This window comes from Massilia sp. DJPM01 (assembly GCF_030348125.1).
Taxonomy (GTDB): domain Bacteria; phylum Pseudomonadota; class Gammaproteobacteria; order Burkholderiales; family Burkholderiaceae_D; genus Telluria_A; species Telluria_A frigida.
Genome location: NZ_JAQOZV010000048.1, coordinates 41,311 through 61,350 on the forward strand (window position 1 = coordinate 41,311; position 20,040 = coordinate 61,350).

Here is a 20,040-nt window from a genome sequence, read left to right on the forward strand (position 1 = left end):
TTGATATGGAGCCTCAATTGAACAGAACAATCATCAACAGCCTGATCGTCAGCGTACTGGGCGGGTCGCTGGCCGCGTGCGGCGGCAGCAACGGTGGCACTACCTCCACCGGCACCCAGTCATCCCAAAGCAAGATGATGGCGGCAACGAGCGTGTGTTATGCGGCCTGGAACAGCGCCGCCGCCTACGAAGGCGGCAAATCGGCCAGTTACGGGGGCATCAACTACACGGCCGCCTACTGGACGCAGGGCGACAATCCATCAACCAACAGCGGGGTTGGAGGAAGCGGCAAGCCATGGACGGTGAGCGGGTCGTGCGGCACCACGCCGACACCTACGCCAACGCCAACGCCGACACCTACGCCAACGCCAACGCCGTCGCCAACCCCGACTCCAACGCCAGCGGGCTGCGCGTTGTGGGCCGAAGGAATCACCTATACCGCAGGCCAGGTCGTCAGCTACCTCGGCGTGTCCTACAAGGCGCTCGTGACTCACACCGCGTACGTCGGCACCAACTGGAATCCGAAAGACTCAGCGACGCTGTGGACGGCTGGCGGTTCTTGTACGACGCCGACGCCGACGCCGACGCCGACTCCGACTCCGACTCCAACACCTACTCCAACACCTACTCCAACGCCGACGCCAACCCCGACCGGCCTGGCTAAACACGCGCTGGTCGGCTACTGGCACAACTTCGCTAACCCGAGCGGCAACACCTACCCGATCAGCCAGGTCAGCAATGACTGGGACGTGATCGTGGTCTCGTTCGCCGATAACGCCGGCGGCGGCAACGTCAGCTTCACGGTCGACCCGAGCGCCGGCAGCGAAGCGCAGTTCATCGCCAACGTCAAGGCCAAAAAGGCGCAGGGCAAGAAGGTCATACTATCGCTGGGCGGACAAAACGGATCGGTGTCGGTCGGCTCGAGCGCCGAGGCGACCAATTTCACCAATTCGCTGCACGCGATCATCGTCAAATATGGCTTCGACGGCATCGACCTCGACCTGGAAAACGGCGTCTCGCAAGGCGCGGCGATCCAGACTTACCTGCCGCTCGCGGTCAAGAACCTCAAGGCCAGGGTGGGCGCGGGCTTCTACCTGTCGATGGCGCCGGAATGGGTGTATGTGGAAGGTGGCTTTACCAGCTACGGGTCGATCTGGGGCGCGTACATCCCGATCATCAACGCCTTGCGTAACGAACTGACGATCCTGCATCCGCAGTATTACAACAATGGCGACATCTACACGCCCTACGCGAGCGGCCCGCTCAAGGCCGGCTCCACCGATCAACTGGTGGGCACCGCGAAAATGCTGATCGAAGGCTTTACGTACGGCGGCAATACCTTTGCCGGCTTGCGTCCGGACCAGGTGGGCTTTGGCGTGCCGTCGGGCAGAAGTTCGGCCGGTTCGGGTTTTACCACGACGACCGATGTCAACAACGCGCTCAACTGCCTGACCCGCCTGCTCAACTGCGGCACCATCAAGCCGGTCAAGGCCTACCCCGAGTTCCGCGGCGTGATGACGTGGTCGATCAACTGGGACAAGCACGACGGTTATAACTTCTCGGCGCCCGTCAAGGCGACCCTGAAAACGCTGCCGTAAGCAGCAGGAAGGGCCGCTCGGGAAAGGGCCGCCCTTTCATCGACATCAGTTCAGCGCCGGCGGCTGCTGCACCACGATGTCCCGTTCCTCGATCAGCTTGCGCCTGAGCTCGGCCTTGAGCTGCTCGTAGCCCCCCGATTCGGCCGGGCGCGTTTGCTGGATTTCGATCACATGCCAACCGCCGGCAACACCGCGCACCGGCACCGGCACCACGCCGGGCACGCCGTGCGCCTCGATGACCTCTGCAATGGATTTATCCATCTGGGCCAGGCGCATCCAGCCGAGCTCACCTTCAAGCCTGGTCTTGTTCGGCTTCTTCGCGCGGGTGCGGGCGATCTCGGCAAAGCTGGCCCCACCCTTGATTTCACCGATCGCCTGTGTCGCTGCGGTTTCGGACGCGAAGCGGATCTGCGCCAGCTTGTACTCCTTCTTGCCGAGCAGCGGGTCGCTCAGGCGCCTGTACGCCGCGCGCAACTTCTCGTCGGACACGCCGGCACTGTCGAATGCCAGCGGCACCAGTATGGCGCCCTCCACCGCCGTCCCCGCCAGGGTGGCCGGATTGAAACGGCAGTTCTCGACGATGTCGATGGCCTGCTTGTCCACCAGCGGCTCGCCGCTCGACAGTTCAATCTTGGGCGTTACCGGCGCGCCATCGGTCCATACCAGCACGCGCACGGTCACATTCGGCAGCGGGCCGTCCAGCTCAGGGAAGCGGATCAATTTATTCCTGCGCGTACAGTGCTCGACAGCCAGCCGGGCCGGGAGGTAACCCGCCTGCACCGGCAGCTTCCACGGCACCGTGATCACCCACGGCGTGCCATCGTCGCTGGCGCGCGCCGGTTTGCAGGTAGCCGCCAGCGCCACCGATGCGCGGTCGAGCACGGCGTAGCCGCTCTCGCCGATCACGCCGATCACCCGCGCCGCCTTGTCCGCGCCGAGCTGGACCCGGGTCGCCCCTTCCATCCGGTAGCGCAGCGCTTCGGCCGGATAGGTCTGGGCCGCGCAGGCGGACAAAGGCAGTTCGGCGCTCGATGCGGCCGATGCCAGGACAGTCAGCGCCAGCAGCGCGCCTAGCCTCAGCATTGCGGCGCTCCCCAAGGGGCCCGCGCGCGGGAGCCTGGGAGCTGGCGTGAACGCCGGTCAAGCCCGTGTTCTGATATTGGGTGGCGCAGCTGCTTAAAAAGCAGACCCAGCGCAACACCGCTTTGGATTCGGCACATAGCAAACCTGTCAGTGAAAGTAGAAGTGGAAATTTCCGGAGTGAAATTTATCCGAAACCGCCGCGAGGCTCAAGATATTTATGAAAATGACACCATTTGTGTGCGAAACAACCACACGGTGCGGACGCTTAGCCGAGGGCGCGCACCAGCATCGCCACGGCCACCAGCGCCGACACCAGCGCAAAGCCCTGTTGCAGGCGGGCTGCGGGCAGGCGCGCCGCGAGCAGCCGGCCGCCGCCCATGCCCGCCAGCGCACCCAGCGCGAACGGCAAGGCGATGGCCCATTGCAGGTGCCCGCTGGCGGCGCTGGCGGCCACGCCCGACATCGACACCAGGGCAATCACCGCCAGCGAGGTGGCCAGCACCGATTGCGTGCCCAGATCGGTGAAGCGCTGCAGCGCCGGCACCATGACGAAACCGCCGCCCACGCCCAGCAGGCCGGACAGTCCCCCCGCCACCAGGCCGGAACAGCACAGGGCCCGCGCGCAGGGCGCCGTCCAGTTGATCTTGCCGCGCGCGAGGTCGAGCCGGCATGGGGGCGGCGTGGCGCGTGGCGGCGCCGCGCCCTCCGCGCAGCGCGCACGCTGCCAGGCGCGCACGGCGACATACATCAGCACCACGGCAAAGATGGCCGTCAGCGGCCGGTTCGGCATGCGCTGCGCCAGCCACAAGCCCAGCGGCGAGCACACCACCCCGGCCGCCGCCACCAGCAGCGCCGCCTTGTAGCGCACGGTGCCGCTGCGCAGGCCCATGACGGCGCCCAGGCTGGCCGCCAGCGCCACCGCCAGCAAACCGATCGGCCCGGCGTCGGCCACGGTCAGGCCGACGCCGAACACCAGCAGCGGCACGGCCAGGATGCCGCCGCCGGCGCCAGTCAGGGCCAGCACGATGCCGACCGCACAGCCAAGCAGCGCCACGATAGTCATCGGGACTTGCTCACGCGTCGGCCAGGGCCGGCTTGGCCAGCCACTCGCGCCCCTTGAGCATGCCGCGCCAGTACAGCGGCGGCAGGATGCGTTCCTTGAGCAGCCACGCCAGCCGCGACGGCCGGGTGCCGTCGATCAGCCACGATGGAAAACTGGGGGCGAGCTTGCCGCCATAACTGAACTCGGCCAGCACGATCTTGCCCCGCTCCACCGTCAGCGGACAGGCGCCGTAGCCGTCGTAGCGCGCCACGCCGGCGCGCTGACCCAGCGCCGCCAGCACGTTGTGCGCCACCACCGGGGCCTGCTTGCGCGCCGCCACCGCCGTCTTGGCGTTGGTCGTGTTGATGGCGTCGCCCAGCGCGTGGATATTGGCCCACTGCCGGTGGCGCAGGGTGGCCGGATCGACATCGATCCAGCCGGCCGCGTCGGCCAGCGGGCTGACGCGCACGAAGTCCGGCGCCACCTGGGGCGGCACCACGTGCAGCAGGTCGAATGCGCGCGTGATGGTTTCCTTCTCGCCGCCGGCGTTCAGGCGGGTAAACGTGGCGCGCCGGGCCGGGCCGTCGACAGCGCTCAGGGTGTGGCCCAGATGCAGGCCGATGCCATAGGCGTTCACGTATTCCATCAGCGCCGGCACGTACGCGGGCACGCCGAACAGGGCCGGCGCGGCGCTGCAAAAATCGACCTGTACCTGGTCCAGCAAGCCGCCGCGCTTCCAGTGGTCGGCCGCCAGGTACATGGCTTTTTGCGGCGCGCCGGCGCATTTGATCGGCGCCGGCGGCTGGGTAAAGATGGCCTGGCCGGCGCGCAGGCTGCGCACCAGTTGCCAGGTGTACGGCGCCAGGTGGTACAGGTAGTTCGAGGTCACGCCATTGCTGCCGAGCGTGTCGGACAGGCCGGCGATGGCGTGCCAGTCGAGCTTGAGGCCCGGGCACACCACCAGCTGGCCGTAGCGCACCACGCGGCAGCCGTCGAGGATGACGGCGTTGCGCTCCGGCTCGAAAGCCGCCACGGCCGCCTTGATCCACTGCACCCCGCGCGGGATGACCGACGCCATGGTGTGGGCCGTGCGCGCGGCATCGAAGACACCGCCGCCGACCAGGGTCCAGCCGGGCTGGTAGTAATGCACATCGGCCGGGTCGACGATGGCGATGTCGAGGCCTGGCGCACGCGCCAGCAGGCTGGCGGCCGTCGCAATGCCGGCCGCGCCGCCGCCGATGATGAGCACCGCATGCTCGGCCTCGGCCACATCGAGCGGCGTGCGGCCGTGGTTGGCGATGCGCCGCACCACGCCCTGCATGTTAAAGCCGGCCTTGCGGGCGGCGTCGACGATCTGCGGCAGCGGCATCCGGTCGGCCTGCGACAGCGCCCACATCGTGGTCGAGCGCATGCCGCTGCGGCAGTAGGCCAGCACCGGCTTGGGCAGCCGGTCGAGCAAGGCACCGAAAGCGGCGCCCTGCTCGTCCGTCACCTTGCCCGACTCGGCCGGCAGATAGTGGGCCGCCATCCCCGCAGCGTGCGCGGCGCGCTCGATCTCGGCAAACAGGGGCTGGTCGCCGGCCTCGCCATCGGGACGGTTGCAAATGATGCTGCAAAAGCCGGCCTGGCGCAGGGTTTCGAGCTGCTCGGGCAGGATCTGGGCCGATACCGCCAGTGCGGGCGTAAGCGCGTGAATGTGCATGGTGCCTGCTGCGCTTACAGCGCGTTGAGAGGAATCTTGAGGTAGCGCTGGCCGTTCGCCTCGGGTTCGGGGAAGTGCCCGGCGCGCATATTGATCTGGACCGACGGCAGGATCAGGGCCGGCATGGCCAGGGTGGCGTCGCGCCGGGTGCGCATGGCCACGAAGGCGTCTTCGCTGATGCCGCTGCCGACGTGGACGTTGTGGGCGCGCTCCTCGGCCACCGTGCTGACGAAGCGCACCTCGCGCCCGCCCGGCTGGTAGTCGTGGCACATGTAGAGCAAGGTGTCGTCGGGCAGGGCCAGCACCTTGCCGATCGAGCGGTACAGCGTGGCCGCGTCGCCGCCGGGAAAATCGCAGCGCGCGGTGCCGTAATCGGGCATGAACAGGGTGTCGCCGACGAACGCGGCCAGCTGCGCGCCGCTGCCGACGACATAGCTCAGGCAGGCCGGCGTGTGGCCGGGCGTGTGCAGCGCACGGCACGCGAGGGTGCCGATGCGGAAGGTTTCGCCGTCGGCAAACAGGTGATCGAACTGGCTGCCGTCGCGCGCCATGCCGGCGCCGGTATTGAGCAAGGTGCCGAAGACTTCCTGCACGGCGGCGATGTGGCGCCCGATCCCGGTCTTGCCGCCGAGACGCTGTTGCAGGTAGGGCGCGGCGGTCAGGTGATCGGCGTGCACGTGGGTTTCCAGGATCCACTCGAGCGTGGCCTCCAGTTCGGCCACGCGCGCGATCAGCATGTCGGCCGAGGTGGTGGCCGTGCGGCCGGATTTCTGGTCGAAGTCGAGCACGCTGTCGATCAGGGCGCAGCAGCGCGTGACGGGGTCGAGCACGAGGTAGCTGACGGTGCTGGTGCTGGCGTCGAAGAAACCCTCGACCTGGAATGGTGCTGTGCTCATGCTGTGGCAGTCTCCTCTGGTTCAAGGCTAGACGCAGCAAAATGCATGCCAGCGATGCATCGCACGGAAAGCATGATCCATATCATTGATTTGTTGAGGAATTCATACTAGCGAGCGGGTGGCGGCCGACTGCCAGCGCACTGCCATATGGCAGTGTCACTTGACAGTCATGGCAGGGCTGGCCCACCATGCGGGTCTGACCAGGAGCCACGCGATGCCGATCGACCCAACTATCCCGGCGCCGCCCGCGCCGCTGTCCGCGCAGGTGCAGTCGCTGGTGTCCTTCCTCGATCACGAGGTGCAGCCGATGATCGTGCTCGATCCGGACTACAACATCCTCGCTGCCAATGACGCCTACCGGCGCCAGTTCGGCGGCACCGGCAAGCCGTTCATCGGCCAGAAGTGCTACCGCGTCTCGCATCACTACGACCTGCCCTGCGACCAGGCGGGCGAGCATTGTCCGATGAAGAAGGCGCAGGAATTGCGCGGGCCGGACCGCGTGCTGCACATTCACCACACGCCGCGCGGGCCGGAACATGTGGATGTCGAACTGCGGCCGATTTTCGATGAACACGGGGTCATTACCGCCTACGTCGAGCGCCTGTCGACGGTGCGCAGCGCATCGGCGCGGCCCAGCGACGATGGACTGGTCGGCCGCGCGCCCGCCTTCAACCAGGCGCTGGCGGCGCTGCAACGGGTGGCGCCGTCGATGCTGCCGGTGCTGCTGCTGGGCGAATCGGGGACCGGCAAGGAATTGTTCGCGCGCGCCGTGCACGCCACCAGCGGACGCGCCGGCGGCCCGCTGGTCGTGGTCGACTGCTCGGGACTGAGCGAAAGCCTGTTCGAGAGCGAACTGTTCGGGCATGAAAAAGGGGCGTTCACCGGTGCGGCGACGCGCAAGCCGGGGCTGGTGGAGACGGCCCAGGACGGCACCATTTTTCTTGATGAAATCGGCGACGTGCCGCTGGCGATGCAGGTCAAGCTGCTGCGCCTGATCGAAACGGGCACCTACCGGCGCGTGGGCGGAGTGGAAACGCTGCATGCCAACTTTCGCCTGATCGCGGCCACCCACAAGCCGCTCGACGCGATGGTGGCGCGCGGCGAGTTCCGGCAAGACCTGTATTACCGCATCAATGCGTTCCCGATCCGCCTGCCGCCCTTGCGCGAGCGCGCCGGCGACATTGCCCTGCTGGCCGATTCGTTCCTGCGGCGGGCCAGCGGCGGCATGCGCGCGCTGAACATCGATCCGGATGCGCTGGCCGAGCTGCAGCGGCGCCCCTGGCCGGGCAATATCCGCGAGTTGCGCAATGTGCTCGAGCGCGCCAGCCTGTTCGCCGACGATGGCGTGATCCGCGTCGCGCATCTGCCTGCGGCGCCGGCGCTGCCCGGCCCGACGCCGAAGGCCGGCGGCAGCGCACTGGACGGCGCGCCAAGCCATGTTGCCAGGACCCGCAGCGAGCTGGCGGCGTCGCTGGGGATCAGCGAGCGCACCTTGTACCGGCGCCTCAAACAGCAGGGGAAGCGCTGATTCCTGGTGCAGCCTGACTATCCGCACCTCGCCCTGCGGGTGCAAGAGTCCATCACAAGGTCCTGGAAAAAACAAGCGTGCGGGACTGCACATGGTCGAGAGTTGGCTTCGCGGCATCGAGAGGAATCACCTGCAACGTCGCGGCAAGGTAGACCTTCACGGTCCGATCGTCAAACTCGACAATGATGACTGGTTTTCCGACGAACGGTTTGGCGGCGTAGACGCGCTCCGGATGGTCATACGGGATATGGCGACCGGCAATCTCCTTGTTGAGGTCGACGGCGTGGCTCAGCTCGGAGCCATCGCGCGAGCGCCACTGCATGTCGATTGGCCCCACGAATGTGTCGTACGTACCGTACAGGAAGCCCGGAATGCGTGTGGCATCCGCAAGGGTTTTTTGAGGTGCCGCATCACCTTTGCCATTGAGCAATTTGTGTGGGGCACCGCCATATGTCAGGCGTACCTTACTGACTCCGCCGAAGCAAAGCACGCCCAGGTCGTGCGACGAGTATTTCAGCACGTCGGCTTTCGGCCCTACTGCGCATCCTTGCAACATTAAAAAGCCGGCCAGTAAGGCTCCCAGCGCTCTTTTTCCAAGTAAAACGGATAGGTTCAATTATTTGCCCTTTTAAGTTGTTGAATGTGCGCCACTACCTGCGCCAGCATTGCCGATCCGATCACCGTGGTGCGTTCGAGAATTGAATGAATCCCGGCACGACGCTTCACTGCCTGCGCAGGCAGCCGCCACGGCCCGCATCCCGCGTCCTGTCCAGGCATGATACAGTGGGACGATACGCTTGAAGCAAAGCCGGTCTTTACCATCCGTATGACACCATGGGAGTAAGGGATGATTATCGCGATTACCGCGTTTGCGCTGCCCACGCCGATCACTCATGGAGAGGCACGCGCCATCTTCCTGAGCACCGCGCCCACCTATCAAGACGTGCCCGGTTTGCTTCGGAAGCACTACGTGCTCTCCGAAGATGGCGCCACCGCGGGCGGCGTCTACGTCTGGAATGCGCGGGCGGATGCGGAAGCGATGTACACCGAAGCCTGGCGCGCATTCGTCCGGGAGAAATACGGCACCGAGCCTACGGTCACCTACTTCGACAGTCCGGTGCTGGTCGACAACGTGGCCCAGAAAGTCTTCACCTACTAAGGCGTGCCACGCCAGCTCTGGTCGCGTCAATTTGCACGAATATCGCCGCGATGCGGCGCCTGATCTGCCATTGTCCAGCGGCGAAGAAAGAAGCCTCATGAAAACCAGGTTGCCGACACAGGAAAGTCAGACTACGCGCACCGGCGTCGATGCGCAAGCCCATGCCGCTGGGCCGGGCACACTGCAACAAATGGCTAACGACAGCGCACGCGTACGACGACAACTGTCGCAAGCGGAGCTCATCACGGCGGGAGCCCGGCAGCGCGGCATGCCCCCTGCACAGCGCCGGCAATCCGGCGGGCAGGGCCGGACCGGCCTGCCGCCGCAGTTGAAGGCAGGCGTGGAATCCTTGTCCGGCCTGGCCATGGACCACGTGAACGTGCACTACAACTCGACGCTGCCGGCGCAGCTGCACGCGCACGCATATGCGCAGGGCAGTGAAATCCATCTCGGCCACGGGCAGGAAAAGCATCTGCCGCACGAGGCATGGCATGTGGTGCAACAAGCCCAGGGACGGGTCAAGCCAACCATGCAGCTGCGCGACGCGGTCGCGGTCAATGACGATGCAGGCCTGGAACACGAGGCCGACATCATGGGCGCGAAGGCGATGCAGCAGCAGACGACAGCCGCTCAGGTGCCGGCGGCCAATGTGGCGGCAAGCCCAAGCCCTCCGCTGCAGTTGATGCGTTTCGCCAGATTCAGCGGCTGGTGGGGACTTAATCCCAGTTCTTATACCAGCGCTGAAAAAAAGCTCAACGCGCTGGAAGAAGCGGCGGTAGCCGCCGTCAACAAGGCGCTCGGCCAGATGCACAAGCAACACGGCCAGCAGCGGGGAAGCACGATCGTGCTCGACGACGCCTATCACCAGAGGGGCGTGCTTCTCACCGATGCGCTGTCCGGAGTGCGGGACAGTACCGTCGATGCCGATCATTATGCCGATGCCGAGGCCCGCTTGAACAAGGTCGTGACGGACGCCTACGACGTCCTGGTGGAGTTGCGTACGGGACATAACAAAAAGGCGGCGGACCAGGTGACGCGTCACGTCTTGAGCGACATCCCCAAAGAAAAACTGTGGAAAACTTACCTGGATCGAAAGTATCACAAAGAGGCGGTGGACAGCAATTCTGCGAATCCGGGCATGCTGTTCGATTCCCAACAGTCGCCGGGCTACCAGCAGAGCATGCTTGAAGCGCTGGCACCGATGCTGGCACCGTCCCGTCCCAGCGCTAGCGCCGAGGAAGAAAAAGAGCCCGAGTCGCCGCGCGAACAATTGAACTATGAAAGCTATACGGCCCTGCATGACGCCGTCATCAAATACACAGCCGACCCGGAAAAGATGAAGAAACTGGGCGGACGGGAAGAGTTTTCGCAATTTGGCACACCGGAGATCCCGGATGGCCAAGGATTGGAGCGGCTCGAAAGGCTGGCTGCACTCCATGAAGCAAGGCAGGTAATGATCTCCGACACGCCACTGCTGGCGGAGGCGCTCCCGAGCACGGCCCGCGAAGACCAGCCCAAGGCCATCACCCTGCATAGCCAGGATGGCGGCGGGGGGCACATGGACACGAACTATTCACAAGCCGATGGCAAGCTGCTGGTCAACGCGATCCTCAAGCTGTACTACGAGGGACGATTCAATGTGCAGGAAAACGACGCCAAGTTAAAGCGTATCGTCACGACGATCCGTTCGCTACATATCGGGCATTTCTTTGGCGATGCAAACGGACGCCTGCACATGTTTGTCATGCTCAACAGATTTCTGGTCGAAGAGGGGTTCAGCCCCGCCATCCTGCCGCATGGCCCCGACGTGTTCGGCGGCCTTGCGACCGTCGATGCATTGGTGGCTGATGTGCTCGAAGGAATGCAGTTATTTCACAAGGAAACGCTGTAGTCGCCCGGACAGTCACAACCCCGAGCCCGTGGTGAGCGTCTCGGGCGCCGTTATCCGCCCCGCCAGCGCGTCGCGCACCTGCTGGGCCAGCTGCGCGCGCCGGTATGGCTTGCCCAGCAGCCGCACGCCCTCATCGACCCGGCCGCCGGTGGTGAGCGCGTCGCGCGTGTAGCCCGACGTGTACAGCACCGCCACTCCCGGCAGCGCCTGCTGCACGAGCGACACCAGTTCGATGCTCGACACCGGCCCCGGCATCACCACATCGGTAAACAACAGGTCGATCCAGGCGCCATTGCGGATCATGGCCAGCGCGCTGGCGCCGTCGTGCGCTTCCAGCACGCAGTAGCCCAGCTCGTTCAAGGTCGCCACCGCAGTCGCGCGCACTTGCGCGTCGTCCTCCACGACAAGAATCGTCTCGCCGCCACCGACCACGTCCTGCTCGGGCGCAGCAAGCTTGCCGGCCGCGCGTTCGGCCGAACGCGGCAGGTAGATCAGCACCGTGGTGCCCTTGCCCGCCTCGCTTTCAAGCGCGATATGGCCTCCGCTCTGCTTGACGAAACCGTACGCCATGCTCAGGCCCAGGCCGGTCCCCTGCCCCACCGGCTTGGTGGTGAAGAAGGGTTCGAAGGCGTGCGCGATCACCTCGCCGTCCATGCCCTGCCCGGTATCGGCAAAGCTGAAGCGGATATAGTCGCCCGGCGCCAGATCGATCAGCGCGCCTGCCTCGCCGGCATCGATGCGGTCGTTGCGCAGGCCGATGGTCAGCACGCCGCCGCCGGGCATGGCGTCGCGCGCGTTGATCGCCAGGTTGATGACCACGTTTTCCCACTGGCCGGGATCGACCAGGGTATTCCACAGGCCGTCGTCGGCTTCGATGCGGATGCGCACCGACTCGCCCAGCGCGCGCTGGAGCAGGTCGTCCATGGCCCGCAGGATTTGCAGCGGGTTGAGCACCACCGGTTGCAGCGGCTGGCGCCGCGCAAAGGCGAGCAGCTGCGAAGCCAGCTTGGCGCCGCGGTCGACCGCCGACTGCATGCAGTGCAAGCGCTTCTGCAGGCGCGCATCGTCGCGGTTGCTCAGCTGGAGCAGTTGCACATTGCCGCCGATGACATGCAGCACGTTGTTGAAGTCGTGCGCCACGCCGCCGGTCAGCTTGCCGACCGCTTCGAGCTTTTGCGCATGTTGCAGCGCCTGGCGCGCGTCTTCCAGCGCCCGGCTGCGTTCGACTTCGAGCTGCTCGGCATGTTTGCGCCCGGAGACGTCGCGCATGAACGCGCTCACGACGAAGCCGGACGCCTGCGGAAAGCCGGCGATGGCCAGTTCCACCGGCACGCGCCGCCCGTCACGGTGCAGCGCGCTGACCTCGAACACATTGCGGATCACGGTGCCGGTACCGCTGGCGACCATGCGCGCGATGCCGGCGTCGTGGGCGGGGCGCAGTTCGGGCGGAATGATCAGCTCGGCCAGATCGTGCCCGATGGCGGCCGCCGCCGGCCAGCCGAACATGGCTTCGGCCTTGGCGTTCCAGTCGGTGATGCGCCCGTCCGCGCTGACCGCGACAAAGGCATCGTGCGAATGGTCGAGGATGACGCTGACCCGGTGCTGCTCGGACGCCAGGCGCGCATTCGCTTCGAGCAGGGTGCGCTCGTCGGCCTTGGCGCGGGTGATGTCGGTATGGGTGCCGATGGTGCGCAAGGGGTGGCCATCGGCATCGCGCGTGACCGCCATGGCGCGCGCGCGGATCCAGCGCCAGGTGCCGTTCTTGCAGCGCAGCCGGAACTGGCACTCGTACGCTTGATCGGTGCTCTCGACGTAGGCATTGAGGGTGGCGAGCACGCGCGCGCGGTCCTCGTCGTGGATCAGGGCCTCGAAGGCGGGGTTGGTCGGTTCTATTTCGTCGGCGCCGTAGCCCAGCATTTCCTTCCAGCGGCGCGAGTGGACAATATCGCCAGTGCCCCGGTTCCAGTCCCAGACGCCATCGCCGGCGCCTTCGAGCGCGTATTTCCAGCGAAATTCGCTTGCGCTGAGTTCCTGCGTCATGTCGGCGGCCAGCGCCATGGCGCGTCCACGGCCGGATGCCAGGGTCCAGACCAGCAGCGCCAGCAAGGCCCCGGCGGCCACGCCGACGATGGCGATGAACTGCAGCCGGTCCGATTGGAGGCGCGCCTCGAACTGTGCGGCCGAGCGCAGCTGGAGTGTCCACGGCCGGCCGGCGACGGCCACGCGCAAGATGGCCGAAAAACGCGCCGGCCGCTGCATGTCGGCAGGCGTCTCGCGGACCGAACGAAACAGCCGGGCGCTGTCGCCGACCACGTTGCCGTCGTAGATCGAGAGCATGACGTCGTTTGAACGCTCGCCGCCCAGGCCAGCCATCAGGTCGTCCATGCGAAATGGCGCGCCAACCCAGCCGATGATGTTCTGGCGCCGCTCGGCCAGCGTGGCGGTGGGGGCATCGCGCCGGTACACGGGCACGTACATGACCAGCCCGGCCTGCTCGTTGCGGCCGTTTTCCTGGATCAGGCGCACCTTGCCCGAGGCCGCCGCGCGGCCGCTATCGCGCGCGCGTTCCATGGCCTGGCGCCGCGCTGGATCGCTCAGCATGTCGAAGCCGAGCGCGCGCAGGTTCAGGCCGGTGAACGGTTCGATCTGGGTGATGGCCGAGAACACCGGCCGCTCGCCAAGGGGATGGACGGTGTAGCCAGGACTCTCGCGCCGCCGTTCGGCGGTGTGGGCGTCGAGCCGTGCGGGCGCGACCAGTTCGACCAGGGCGATACCCTGGATGCCGGGATAGGTTTCGTCGAGCTTGAGCGAGGCGATATAGGCGCGGAAATCCTCGCGTCCGACCTGCATCGAGCCGAGCAGGAAGGCCTGGGTGCCGCGCTGGACCTGTTCGTAGGTGGCCATGCGCTGCCCGATGCGCCGTTCCATCTGGCGCGCCTCGAAGGCGAATTCGGCCTCCTGACTGGCCAGCAGTTGCGCACGCGCGACATGCCAGGCGAAAGCGGTGGCGATCATGGCGAGCAGGAAAATCGACAGCGCCAGGATGAAGGGAGCGTACTTACCGCGCAGGCGGGTGGCACGCGGTCCGCCGCTGCGCTTGTCGTCAGGCTGGGCAACGCTGGTCGGCATAGGCATCTTCGCAAGGGTCAGCCTCTATTATTCACCAAACGCCGCACTCTCCAAGGCAAAGTGTTGCAGTACACCTACTCTGCGGATACACCGCGCGCCCGGCTTGCAGTGGCGCGCCGATCATGCTGGGCGGGTGCCCACCAGAATCGGCTGGTAGAAGGCGCCGTCGATCCGGCGCACCTGCGCAAAGCCGGCTTCGCGCATCAGGGCGCACATCTTGTCGGTGGAAATGGCATAGTAGCGCGAGCGCAGCGCGTGGGTCTGGACCGCCTGGGTCGCGAGGTTTTCTTCGATGAAGTAGAAGGTCAGGTCGTAATGCTCGCCCTCGAAATCCCAAACCTGGAACAGCACGTAACGCTTGCCGTCTTCGGTACGCGCGCCATACGGCTTGACCAGGTTGACGCCGCGCTCTTCGCGCTCGTAGTCGCGCATCGACATCAGGAAGCCACCGCCGGGCGCCAGGCAGGCGAACATCTGGCGCAGCGCGGTGAGCAGGTCGGCGTCGGTCAGCAGGTGGGGCAGCGAGTTGTCGCAGGACAGGACGATGTCGAAGCCGGAGCCGTGGTGCTCGTGGGCGCGGCGCATGTCGCAGACGGAGAAGTCGATGCTGGCGCCGGCCAGCTCGGCTTCGCGCCGGGCGCGCTCGATTTCCTTTTCGGACAGGTCGGAGGCGACTGTGGAAAAGCCGCGCTGGGCCAGGCCGATGGCTTGGGTGCCGATGCCGCAGGAAACGTCCAGCAGTGTGCGCTTGCCTGGCCATTCGGCGTCGATCAGTTTGCTGAGCTGCTCGCCTTGCAGCGCGACGCTGGCGTGCCAGTCCTGGTGGATCAGGTGATAGAACGGCGTCAGGCGGTCGTAAAAATCGGTCATGGGTTCCTCGTCCTTGGCTTGGCACACACGCGATGCCGGAGGGGAATAATATCATTTTGCCAAATGTTGCGTGGCGGCAGGTGCGTCCGTCTGTCCTTCGCTAGCTTGATGTCCGCAGCAAGGATGGTTCGCCATTGAGCGCAAACGGCACCGCCCTCGCCCACCGGTTGGCCGACAGCGAAAACGTCAGCGCGCGCACCTGGTGATACCACCCGGCCGGCACATACAGCATGTCGCCCGGATTGACGATGCACTCGATCATGGTCGCCTGGCGCGCCAGCGGGAATCTGTCGAAATCCGGTGCCTCCGGGTCGAACGGAGAGCCGAACAGGATGGCGTTGGCCGGATTCGCGTACAGGAATTCGTCATGGTGCGGCGGCGACAGGAAAATCTGCTTGGTACCCCATATCTGCGCGAAGATATTATCGTCATAATCGCAATGCAGCGGCGTCACCGTTCCCGCCGGCCCGAGCCAGAAACGCGGCGGACCCATTTTGCTGAAATACGCGGGCCAGAAACACATGCTGTTCAACTCGCGCAGCTCCAGGTTGCCCAGGTAAGGTGGCAAGCCCTCCGCCCCGGCATCGACCAGGTCCAGATACTCCAGCATGGACATATCCTGCATGGCGCGGTCGGGCGCGAATGCCGTATTGATATAGTGCCCCACCCGCGCGCGCACCGGCACGTGGCTGAAGCGTTCACGCAGCGTGTGCGGCGTGAGGCCGGACAGTGGCCAGCGCTTGACCACCCCGGGGATCACGAATGGCAAACCTTGCGCCGCACGCGCGCGAAAGGCCGCAGCGTCCAGTATGCCTACGCGCGCAAGCTCGGAAATCGCCGGCAGACCGCGTCCCACGCGCCGGATCGCGTCGCGCATCTCCTCAATCGACGTCACGCCGCGCACCAGCGCATCGCGTTCTTCGCGCGCCTGCTTTTTGGCGGCGGCATCCCCCGCCCACGCCGATTCCGTCGCCAGCAGCGTCGGCGGCAACCGTGGCGCCAGGCGCGCCTGCGGTGGTTCCAGTCCAGGGACCACCGGTTTCTTCTTACTTGACATAGACCTTTACCATCTTCCCGTTACTCAGCTTGACCCGGCGGCGAACCACTACCCTCGTTCGCGCCGTGGGGCGACAGCATAACGTATGCGATGGCGCTGTTCCACTTTTCGTGGCGTGGCTGGCCCGCTTCAGGTCATGGCCGGCATCTTCGCGAGCAGCTTGTCGAGCGTGACCGGATACTCGCGCACGCGCACGCCGGTGGCGTTGTACACCGCGTTCGCAATCGCCGCCGCCACACCGCAAATCCCCAGCTCGCCCACGCCCTTCGCTTTCATTGGCGAGGACATCGGATCGGTCTCGTCGAGGAACACTACCTCCTGGTGCGGCACGTCGGCATGCACCGGCACTTCATACCCGGCCAGGTCGTGATTGACAAAAAACCCGCCGCGGGTGTCGACCACCAGTTCTTCCATCAGCGCCGCGCCCAGTCCCATCGTCATCGCGCCAATCACCTGGCTGCGCGCCGACTTCGGATTGAGGATGCGCCCCGCCGCGCACACGGCCAGCATGCGCCGCACGCGCGTTTCACCGGTGGCACTGTCGACCGCCACTTCCACGAAATGTGCGCCGAAGGTCGATTGCTGGAATTTTTTATCGAGGTCGCCGTACTCCATGCTGTCCTCGGCCACCAGTTCGCCATCCTGCGCGGCCTGTGCCAGCGGAACGTTCTTGCCGCCGGCGCGCACGGCGCCATCGGTGAATTCGGCCTCCGCCGCATTCACACCGAGCTTCTGCGCCACCGCCTCGCGCATCTTCACGCAGGCCGCGTACACGCCGGCGGTGGCGCTGTTGGCGCCCCACTGCCCGCCCGATCCGGCCGACACCGGAAAGCGGGAGTCGCCCAGGCGCACCACCACCTTGTCGATCGCCACGCCCATCATCTCCGCCGCGGTCTGGGCGATGATGGTGTAGCTGCCGGTGCCGATGTCGGTCATGTCGGTTTCCACCGTGACGATGCCCTTGGCGTCGAGCCGGATGCGGGCGCCCGACTTCATCACCAGATTGTTGCGGAAAGCGGCGGCCACGCCCATGCCGATCAGCCAGCGTCCTTCGCGCCTCTTGCCCGGTTCGGCGTTGCGCGCCTTCCAGCCGAAGCGCTCGGCGCCAGTGCGCAGGCAATCGATCAGGCGGCGCTGCGAAAACGCCCGGCCCGGTTTTTCCGGATCGACCTTGGTATCGTTCAGGATGCGGAAGGTCACCGGGTCGATCTTGAGCTTGTCCGCCATTTCATCCATGGCGATTTCCAGCGCCATCAGGCCCGGCGCTTCGCCCGGCGCGCGCATCGCGTTCCCCTCGGGCAGGTCGAGCACGGCCAGCCGCGTCCTGGTCATGCGGTGCGCGCCGGCATACAGCAGGCGGGTTTGCTGGACCGCTTCCTCGGGCTTCCCACCCGGCAGGTCGCCCGACCAGGTTTCGTGGCCGATGGCGCTGATCTTGCCGTCGCGCGTGGCGCCGATGCGGATGCGCTGGATGGTGGCCGGCCGGTGCGTGGTGTTGTTGATCATCAGCGGACGGCTGAGCGCGACCTTGACCGGCCGTTTGGCCGCGCGCGCGCCCAGGGCGGCCAGCAGCGCTTCCGAACGCAGGAACAATTTGCCGCCGAAGCCGCCGCCGATGTACGGCGAAACCAGGCGCACGTTTTCCTTCGGGATGCCGAGTGTTTTGGCCAACTCGCCGCGGGTCCAGGCTATCATCTGGTTCGAGGTCCACAGGGTCAGCTTGTCGCCTTCCCACGAGGCGATCGAGGCGTGCGGCTCCATCATGGCGTGCGAGTGGTCCGGCGTGCGGTAGGTGGCATCGAGCCTCACCGGCGCACCGGCAAAGGCTCCGTCGAAATCGCCGACCCTGGTGTCCGGCTTGGACGACTTGGGTACGGTCGCCGACTCCCTGGCTTGATCGAGGTCGTAAGCGCCCTTCTCTTTCGCGTACTCCACCTTGACCAGGTTGGCGGCGGCGCGCGCCTGCTCGAACGTCTCGGCCACCACCAGGGCGATGGCCTGATGATAGTGGTCGATCTCCGGCCCGCCGAGCAGCTTGGCGGTATTCATCTTGCCCTTGCCGAGCGCACCCGCGTTCTCGGCGCTGATCACGGCGATGACGCCGGGCGCGCGCCGCGCATGATCCAGGTTGATCGACCTGATGCGCCCTTTGGCGATGCCGGCGCCGACCACATGGCCGTAGGCGGCGTTGGGCGCGGCCTGGTGCTGCTCATAGGCGTACGGCGCGCTGCCGGTGGTCTTGGCCGGGCCGTCGATGCGGTCGAGCGGGAGGCCGACCACCTTGAGCTGGTCGATGGGATTGGTGGTGGCAGGTGTGGTGAACTTCATGGGTCAGCCTTTCTTCGCATCCGCCAGCACCGCGTGCAGCGTGCGCTGGACCAGCAGGATCTTGAACGCGTTGTCGTGCGTCGTTTTTGCGCCCGCCAGCAACTGGTCGACGACCGCCTTGGCGCCGCCAGCCATGTTTTGCTCGGCCGCTTCGATGCGCCACGGCTTGTGCGCTACGCCGCCGAGCGCCACCCGGCCGCCGCCGCCCGGCAGGATCACGGCCGCGACCGACACCAGCGCGAAGGCGTACGAGGAACGGTCGCGCACCTTGCGGTACACATGGGTGCCGCCCAGCGGCTTGGGCAAGGTGACGCTGGTGATCAGTTCACCCGGTTCGAGCACTGTCTCGATGTGCGGCGTGCTGCCCGGCAGGCGGTGGAAATCGGCAATCGGGATGGTACGCGCGGCGCCGGTGGCACGCACCGTCTCGACTTGCGCGTCGAGCAGGCGCATGGCCACCGCCATGTCGCTCGGGTGCGTGGCGATGCAGGCGTCGCTGGCGCCGACGATGGCGTGCTGGCGGCTGAAACCGCCGATGGCCGAACAGCCGCTGCCCGGTTGACGCTTGTTGCACGGCTGGTTGGTGTCGTAAAAATACGGGCAGCGGGTGCGCTGCAGCAGGTTGCCGGCGGTGGTCGCCTTGTTCCGCAACTGCATCGATGCGCCCGACAGCAAGGCGCGCGATAGCACGGCGTAATCGCGCCGCACCCGTTCGCTGGACGCCAGGTCGGTGTTGCGCACCAGGGCACCGATGCGCAGGCCGCCGTCCGCGGTCGCTTCGATCTTGTCGAGGCCCAGGCCGTTGACATCGATCAGGTGGCCCGGCGTTTCGATTTCCAGCTTCATCAGGTCGAGCAGGTTGGTGCCGCCCGCGATGAATTTGGCGCCGGGGGCGCGCATGGCGGCCGCTGCGGCGTCGGCACTGCTGGTGGCGCGCTGGTAGGTAAAGGCCTTCATGCCTTGCTCCCCGCGACGTCGGTGATCGCGTCGAGGATGTTCGAATAAGCGCCGCAGCGGCAGATATTGCCGCTCATGCGCTCGCGGATTTCGTCGGGCGTGGCTTGCGGACGCGCCATCAGGTCGGTGCTGACGTGGCTCGGGATGCCCTGCCTGATTTCATCGAGCACCGACACGGCCGAGCAGATCTGGCCCGGCGTACAGTAACCGCACTGGTAGCCGTCGTGCCTGATGAAGGCCGCCTGCATCGGATGCAGCTTGTCCTTGTTGCCCAAGCCTTCGATGGTGGTGACCTTGGCGCCTTCATGCATCACCGCCAGGGTCAGGCAGGAATTGATGCGGCGGCCGTCGACGATGACGGTACAGGCGCCGCACTGGCCATGGTCGCAGCCTTTCTTGGTGCCGGTCAGGTGCAGGTTCTCGCGCAGCACATCGAGCAAGGTGGTGCGGGTGTCGATGTCGAGCGTATGGCGCTTGCCGTTGACCTGGAAGGCGACCTTGGTGGTCTCCGGCGGCGCGCCAGCCGGGCTTGCGGCAGCGTCGGCCGCAGCGGGCACGCTGGCCGCCGTGACGCTGATGGCGCCTGCGATCAGCAGTTCCCGCCTCGATAGTTTGATGTCGCTGAACTCGTCCATGTAATGGCATCCTCTTCGCTGATTGTTTTGGCTTCCCGCACGAGCGCCCGCTCCCCGACGGGGCGCCGCAAAGGCGATGTGGCGCATCCGAAAAACGTGCAATCTGAAGAGATTGCCCATGAACAAATGAGCAGTCTGTTAGAACGCGAACACTGGCGCGATAAA

General features: G+C 66.0%; 15 protein-coding genes. 4 read left to right on the forward strand and 11 right to left on the reverse strand.

The window, feature by feature from the left end; genetic code table 11:
- The first annotated feature begins 17 nt into the window (after positions 1–17).
- Positions 18–1,598, forward strand: a complete 1,581-nt coding sequence (locus tag PO883_RS25350; protein ID WP_289312224.1) for a chitinase — start codon at positions 18–20, stop codon at positions 1,596–1,598.
- A gap of 45 nt (positions 1,599–1,643) precedes the next feature.
- On the opposite strand, the gene PO883_RS25355 is transcribed toward PO883_RS25350, so the two are convergent.
- The 4 genes from PO883_RS25355 to PO883_RS25370 all read right to left on the reverse strand — a co-directional run bounded on the left by PO883_RS25355 (position 1,644) and on the right by PO883_RS25370 (position 6,321).
- A complete protein-coding gene (locus PO883_RS25355) occupies positions 1,644–2,681 on the reverse strand; it encodes an energy transducer TonB (RefSeq protein ID WP_289312225.1) in 1,038 nt (345 codons plus the stop codon).
- Between the two features lie 265 nt (positions 2,682–2,946).
- Positions 2,947–3,744 (reverse strand): sulfite exporter TauE/SafE family protein, encoded by a 798-nt coding sequence (locus PO883_RS25360; protein ID WP_289312226.1) that lies wholly within the window; start codon positions 3,742–3,744, stop codon positions 2,947–2,949.
- 10 nt (positions 3,745–3,754) lie between these two features.
- Positions 3,755–5,425: a bifunctional protein tyrosine phosphatase family protein/NAD(P)/FAD-dependent oxidoreductase gene (locus PO883_RS25365; RefSeq protein ID WP_289312227.1), complete on the reverse strand. Its 1,671-nt coding sequence runs from the start codon at positions 5,423–5,425 to the stop codon at positions 3,755–3,757.
- A 14-nt stretch (positions 5,426–5,439) separates the two neighbouring features.
- The gene (locus PO883_RS25370) at positions 5,440–6,321 is read right to left on the reverse strand and encodes an MBL fold metallo-hydrolase (protein WP_289312228.1); all 882 of its coding nucleotides are present in this window, start codon (positions 6,319–6,321) and stop codon (positions 5,440–5,442) included.
- A 214-nt stretch (positions 6,322–6,535) separates the two neighbouring features.
- On the opposite strand from PO883_RS25370, the gene PO883_RS25375 reads away from it, so the two are divergent.
- Positions 6,536–7,849: a sigma-54-dependent Fis family transcriptional regulator gene (locus PO883_RS25375; RefSeq protein WP_289312229.1), complete on the forward strand. Its 1,314-nt coding sequence runs from the start codon at positions 6,536–6,538 to the stop codon at positions 7,847–7,849.
- 52 nt (positions 7,850–7,901) lie between these two features.
- On the opposite strand, the gene PO883_RS25380 is transcribed toward PO883_RS25375, so the two are convergent.
- The gene (locus PO883_RS25380) at positions 7,902–8,465 is read right to left on the reverse strand and encodes a hypothetical protein (protein WP_289312230.1); all 564 of its coding nucleotides are present in this window, start codon (positions 8,463–8,465) and stop codon (positions 7,902–7,904) included.
- 231 nt (positions 8,466–8,696) lie between these two features.
- Between PO883_RS25380 and PO883_RS25385 the strand changes: the two genes are divergently transcribed.
- Both PO883_RS25385 and PO883_RS25390 read left to right on the forward strand, forming a co-directional pair.
- Entirely contained in the window at positions 8,697–9,008 is a 312-nt protein-coding gene (locus PO883_RS25385; RefSeq protein WP_167091125.1) for a YdhR family protein, read from the forward strand.
- 97 nt (positions 9,009–9,105) lie between these two features.
- Positions 9,106–10,899, forward strand: coding sequence for a DUF4157 domain-containing protein (locus PO883_RS25390; protein ID WP_289312231.1), 1,794 nt, complete (start codon positions 9,106–9,108; stop codon positions 10,897–10,899).
- A 12-nt stretch (positions 10,900–10,911) separates the two neighbouring features.
- On the opposite strand, the gene PO883_RS25395 is transcribed toward PO883_RS25390, so the two are convergent.
- The 6 genes from PO883_RS25395 to paoA form a co-directional block, all read right to left on the reverse strand.
- A complete protein-coding gene (locus tag PO883_RS25395; RefSeq protein ID WP_289312232.1) occupies positions 10,912–14,028 on the reverse strand; it encodes a CHASE domain-containing protein in 3,117 nt (1,038 codons plus the stop codon).
- Positions 14,029–14,148: 120 nt separating this feature from the next.
- Entirely contained in the window at positions 14,149–14,898 is a 750-nt protein-coding gene (locus PO883_RS25400) for a bifunctional 2-polyprenyl-6-hydroxyphenol methylase/3-demethylubiquinol 3-O-methyltransferase UbiG (RefSeq protein WP_167091119.1), read from the reverse strand.
- Between the two features lie 100 nt (positions 14,899–14,998).
- On the reverse strand, positions 14,999–15,955 hold the full coding sequence (locus PO883_RS25405; protein WP_289312233.1) for a cupin-like domain-containing protein: 957 nt from the start codon (positions 15,953–15,955) through the stop codon (positions 14,999–15,001).
- Between the two features lie 129 nt (positions 15,956–16,084).
- Complete coding sequence (gene paoC, locus PO883_RS25410) at positions 16,085–18,283, reverse strand: aldehyde oxidoreductase molybdenum-binding subunit PaoC (protein ID WP_289312234.1); 2,199 nt, start codon at positions 18,281–18,283, stop codon at positions 16,085–16,087.
- Between the two features lie 3 nt (positions 18,284–18,286).
- Entirely contained in the window at positions 18,287–19,240 is a 954-nt protein-coding gene (locus tag PO883_RS25415; protein ID WP_289312235.1) for a xanthine dehydrogenase family protein subunit M, read from the reverse strand.
- Complete coding sequence (gene paoA / locus PO883_RS25420) at positions 19,237–19,875, reverse strand: aldehyde dehydrogenase iron-sulfur subunit PaoA (RefSeq protein WP_289312236.1); 639 nt, start codon at positions 19,873–19,875, stop codon at positions 19,237–19,239. The genes PO883_RS25415 and paoA overlap by 4 nt, the downstream gene beginning before the upstream one ends.
- Between the last annotated feature and the right edge of the window lie 165 nt (positions 19,876–20,040).

Excerpts from the sequence above, each read along its gene's own strand:
- PO883_RS25355 (WP_289312225.1), bottom strand. The coding sequence starts at position 2,681 with ATGCTGAGGCTAGGCGCGCTGCTGGCGCTGACTGTCCTGGCATCGGCC.
- PO883_RS25360 (WP_289312226.1), bottom strand. The coding sequence starts at position 3,744 with ATGACTATCGTGGCGCTGCTTGGCTGTGCGGTCGGCATCGTGCTGGCC.
- PO883_RS25365 (WP_289312227.1), bottom strand. The coding sequence starts at position 5,425 with ATGCACATTCACGCGCTTACGCCCGCACTGGCGGTATCGGCCCAGATC.
- PO883_RS25370 (WP_289312228.1), bottom strand. The coding sequence starts at position 6,321 with ATGAGCACAGCACCATTCCAGGTCGAGGGTTTCTTCGACGCCAGCACC.
- PO883_RS25375 (WP_289312229.1), top strand. The coding sequence starts at position 6,536 with ATGCCGATCGACCCAACTATCCCGGCGCCGCCCGCGCCGCTGTCCGCG.
- PO883_RS25385 (WP_167091125.1), top strand. The coding sequence starts at position 8,697 with ATGATTATCGCGATTACCGCGTTTGCGCTGCCCACGCCGATCACTCAT.
- PO883_RS25390 (WP_289312231.1), top strand. The coding sequence starts at position 9,106 with ATGAAAACCAGGTTGCCGACACAGGAAAGTCAGACTACGCGCACCGGC.
- PO883_RS25395 (WP_289312232.1), bottom strand. The coding sequence starts at position 14,028 with ATGCCGACCAGCGTTGCCCAGCCTGACGACAAGCGCAGCGGCGGACCG.
- PO883_RS25400 (WP_167091119.1), bottom strand. The coding sequence starts at position 14,898 with ATGACCGATTTTTACGACCGCCTGACGCCGTTCTATCACCTGATCCAC.
- PO883_RS25405 (WP_289312233.1), bottom strand. The coding sequence starts at position 15,955 with ATGTCAAGTAAGAAGAAACCGGTGGTCCCTGGACTGGAACCACCGCAG.
- paoC (WP_289312234.1), bottom strand. The coding sequence starts at position 18,283 with ATGAAGTTCACCACACCTGCCACCACCAATCCCATCGACCAGCTCAAG.
- PO883_RS25415 (WP_289312235.1), bottom strand. The coding sequence starts at position 19,240 with ATGAAGGCCTTTACCTACCAGCGCGCCACCAGCAGTGCCGACGCCGCA.
- paoA (WP_289312236.1), bottom strand. The coding sequence starts at position 19,875 with ATGGACGAGTTCAGCGACATCAAACTATCGAGGCGGGAACTGCTGATC.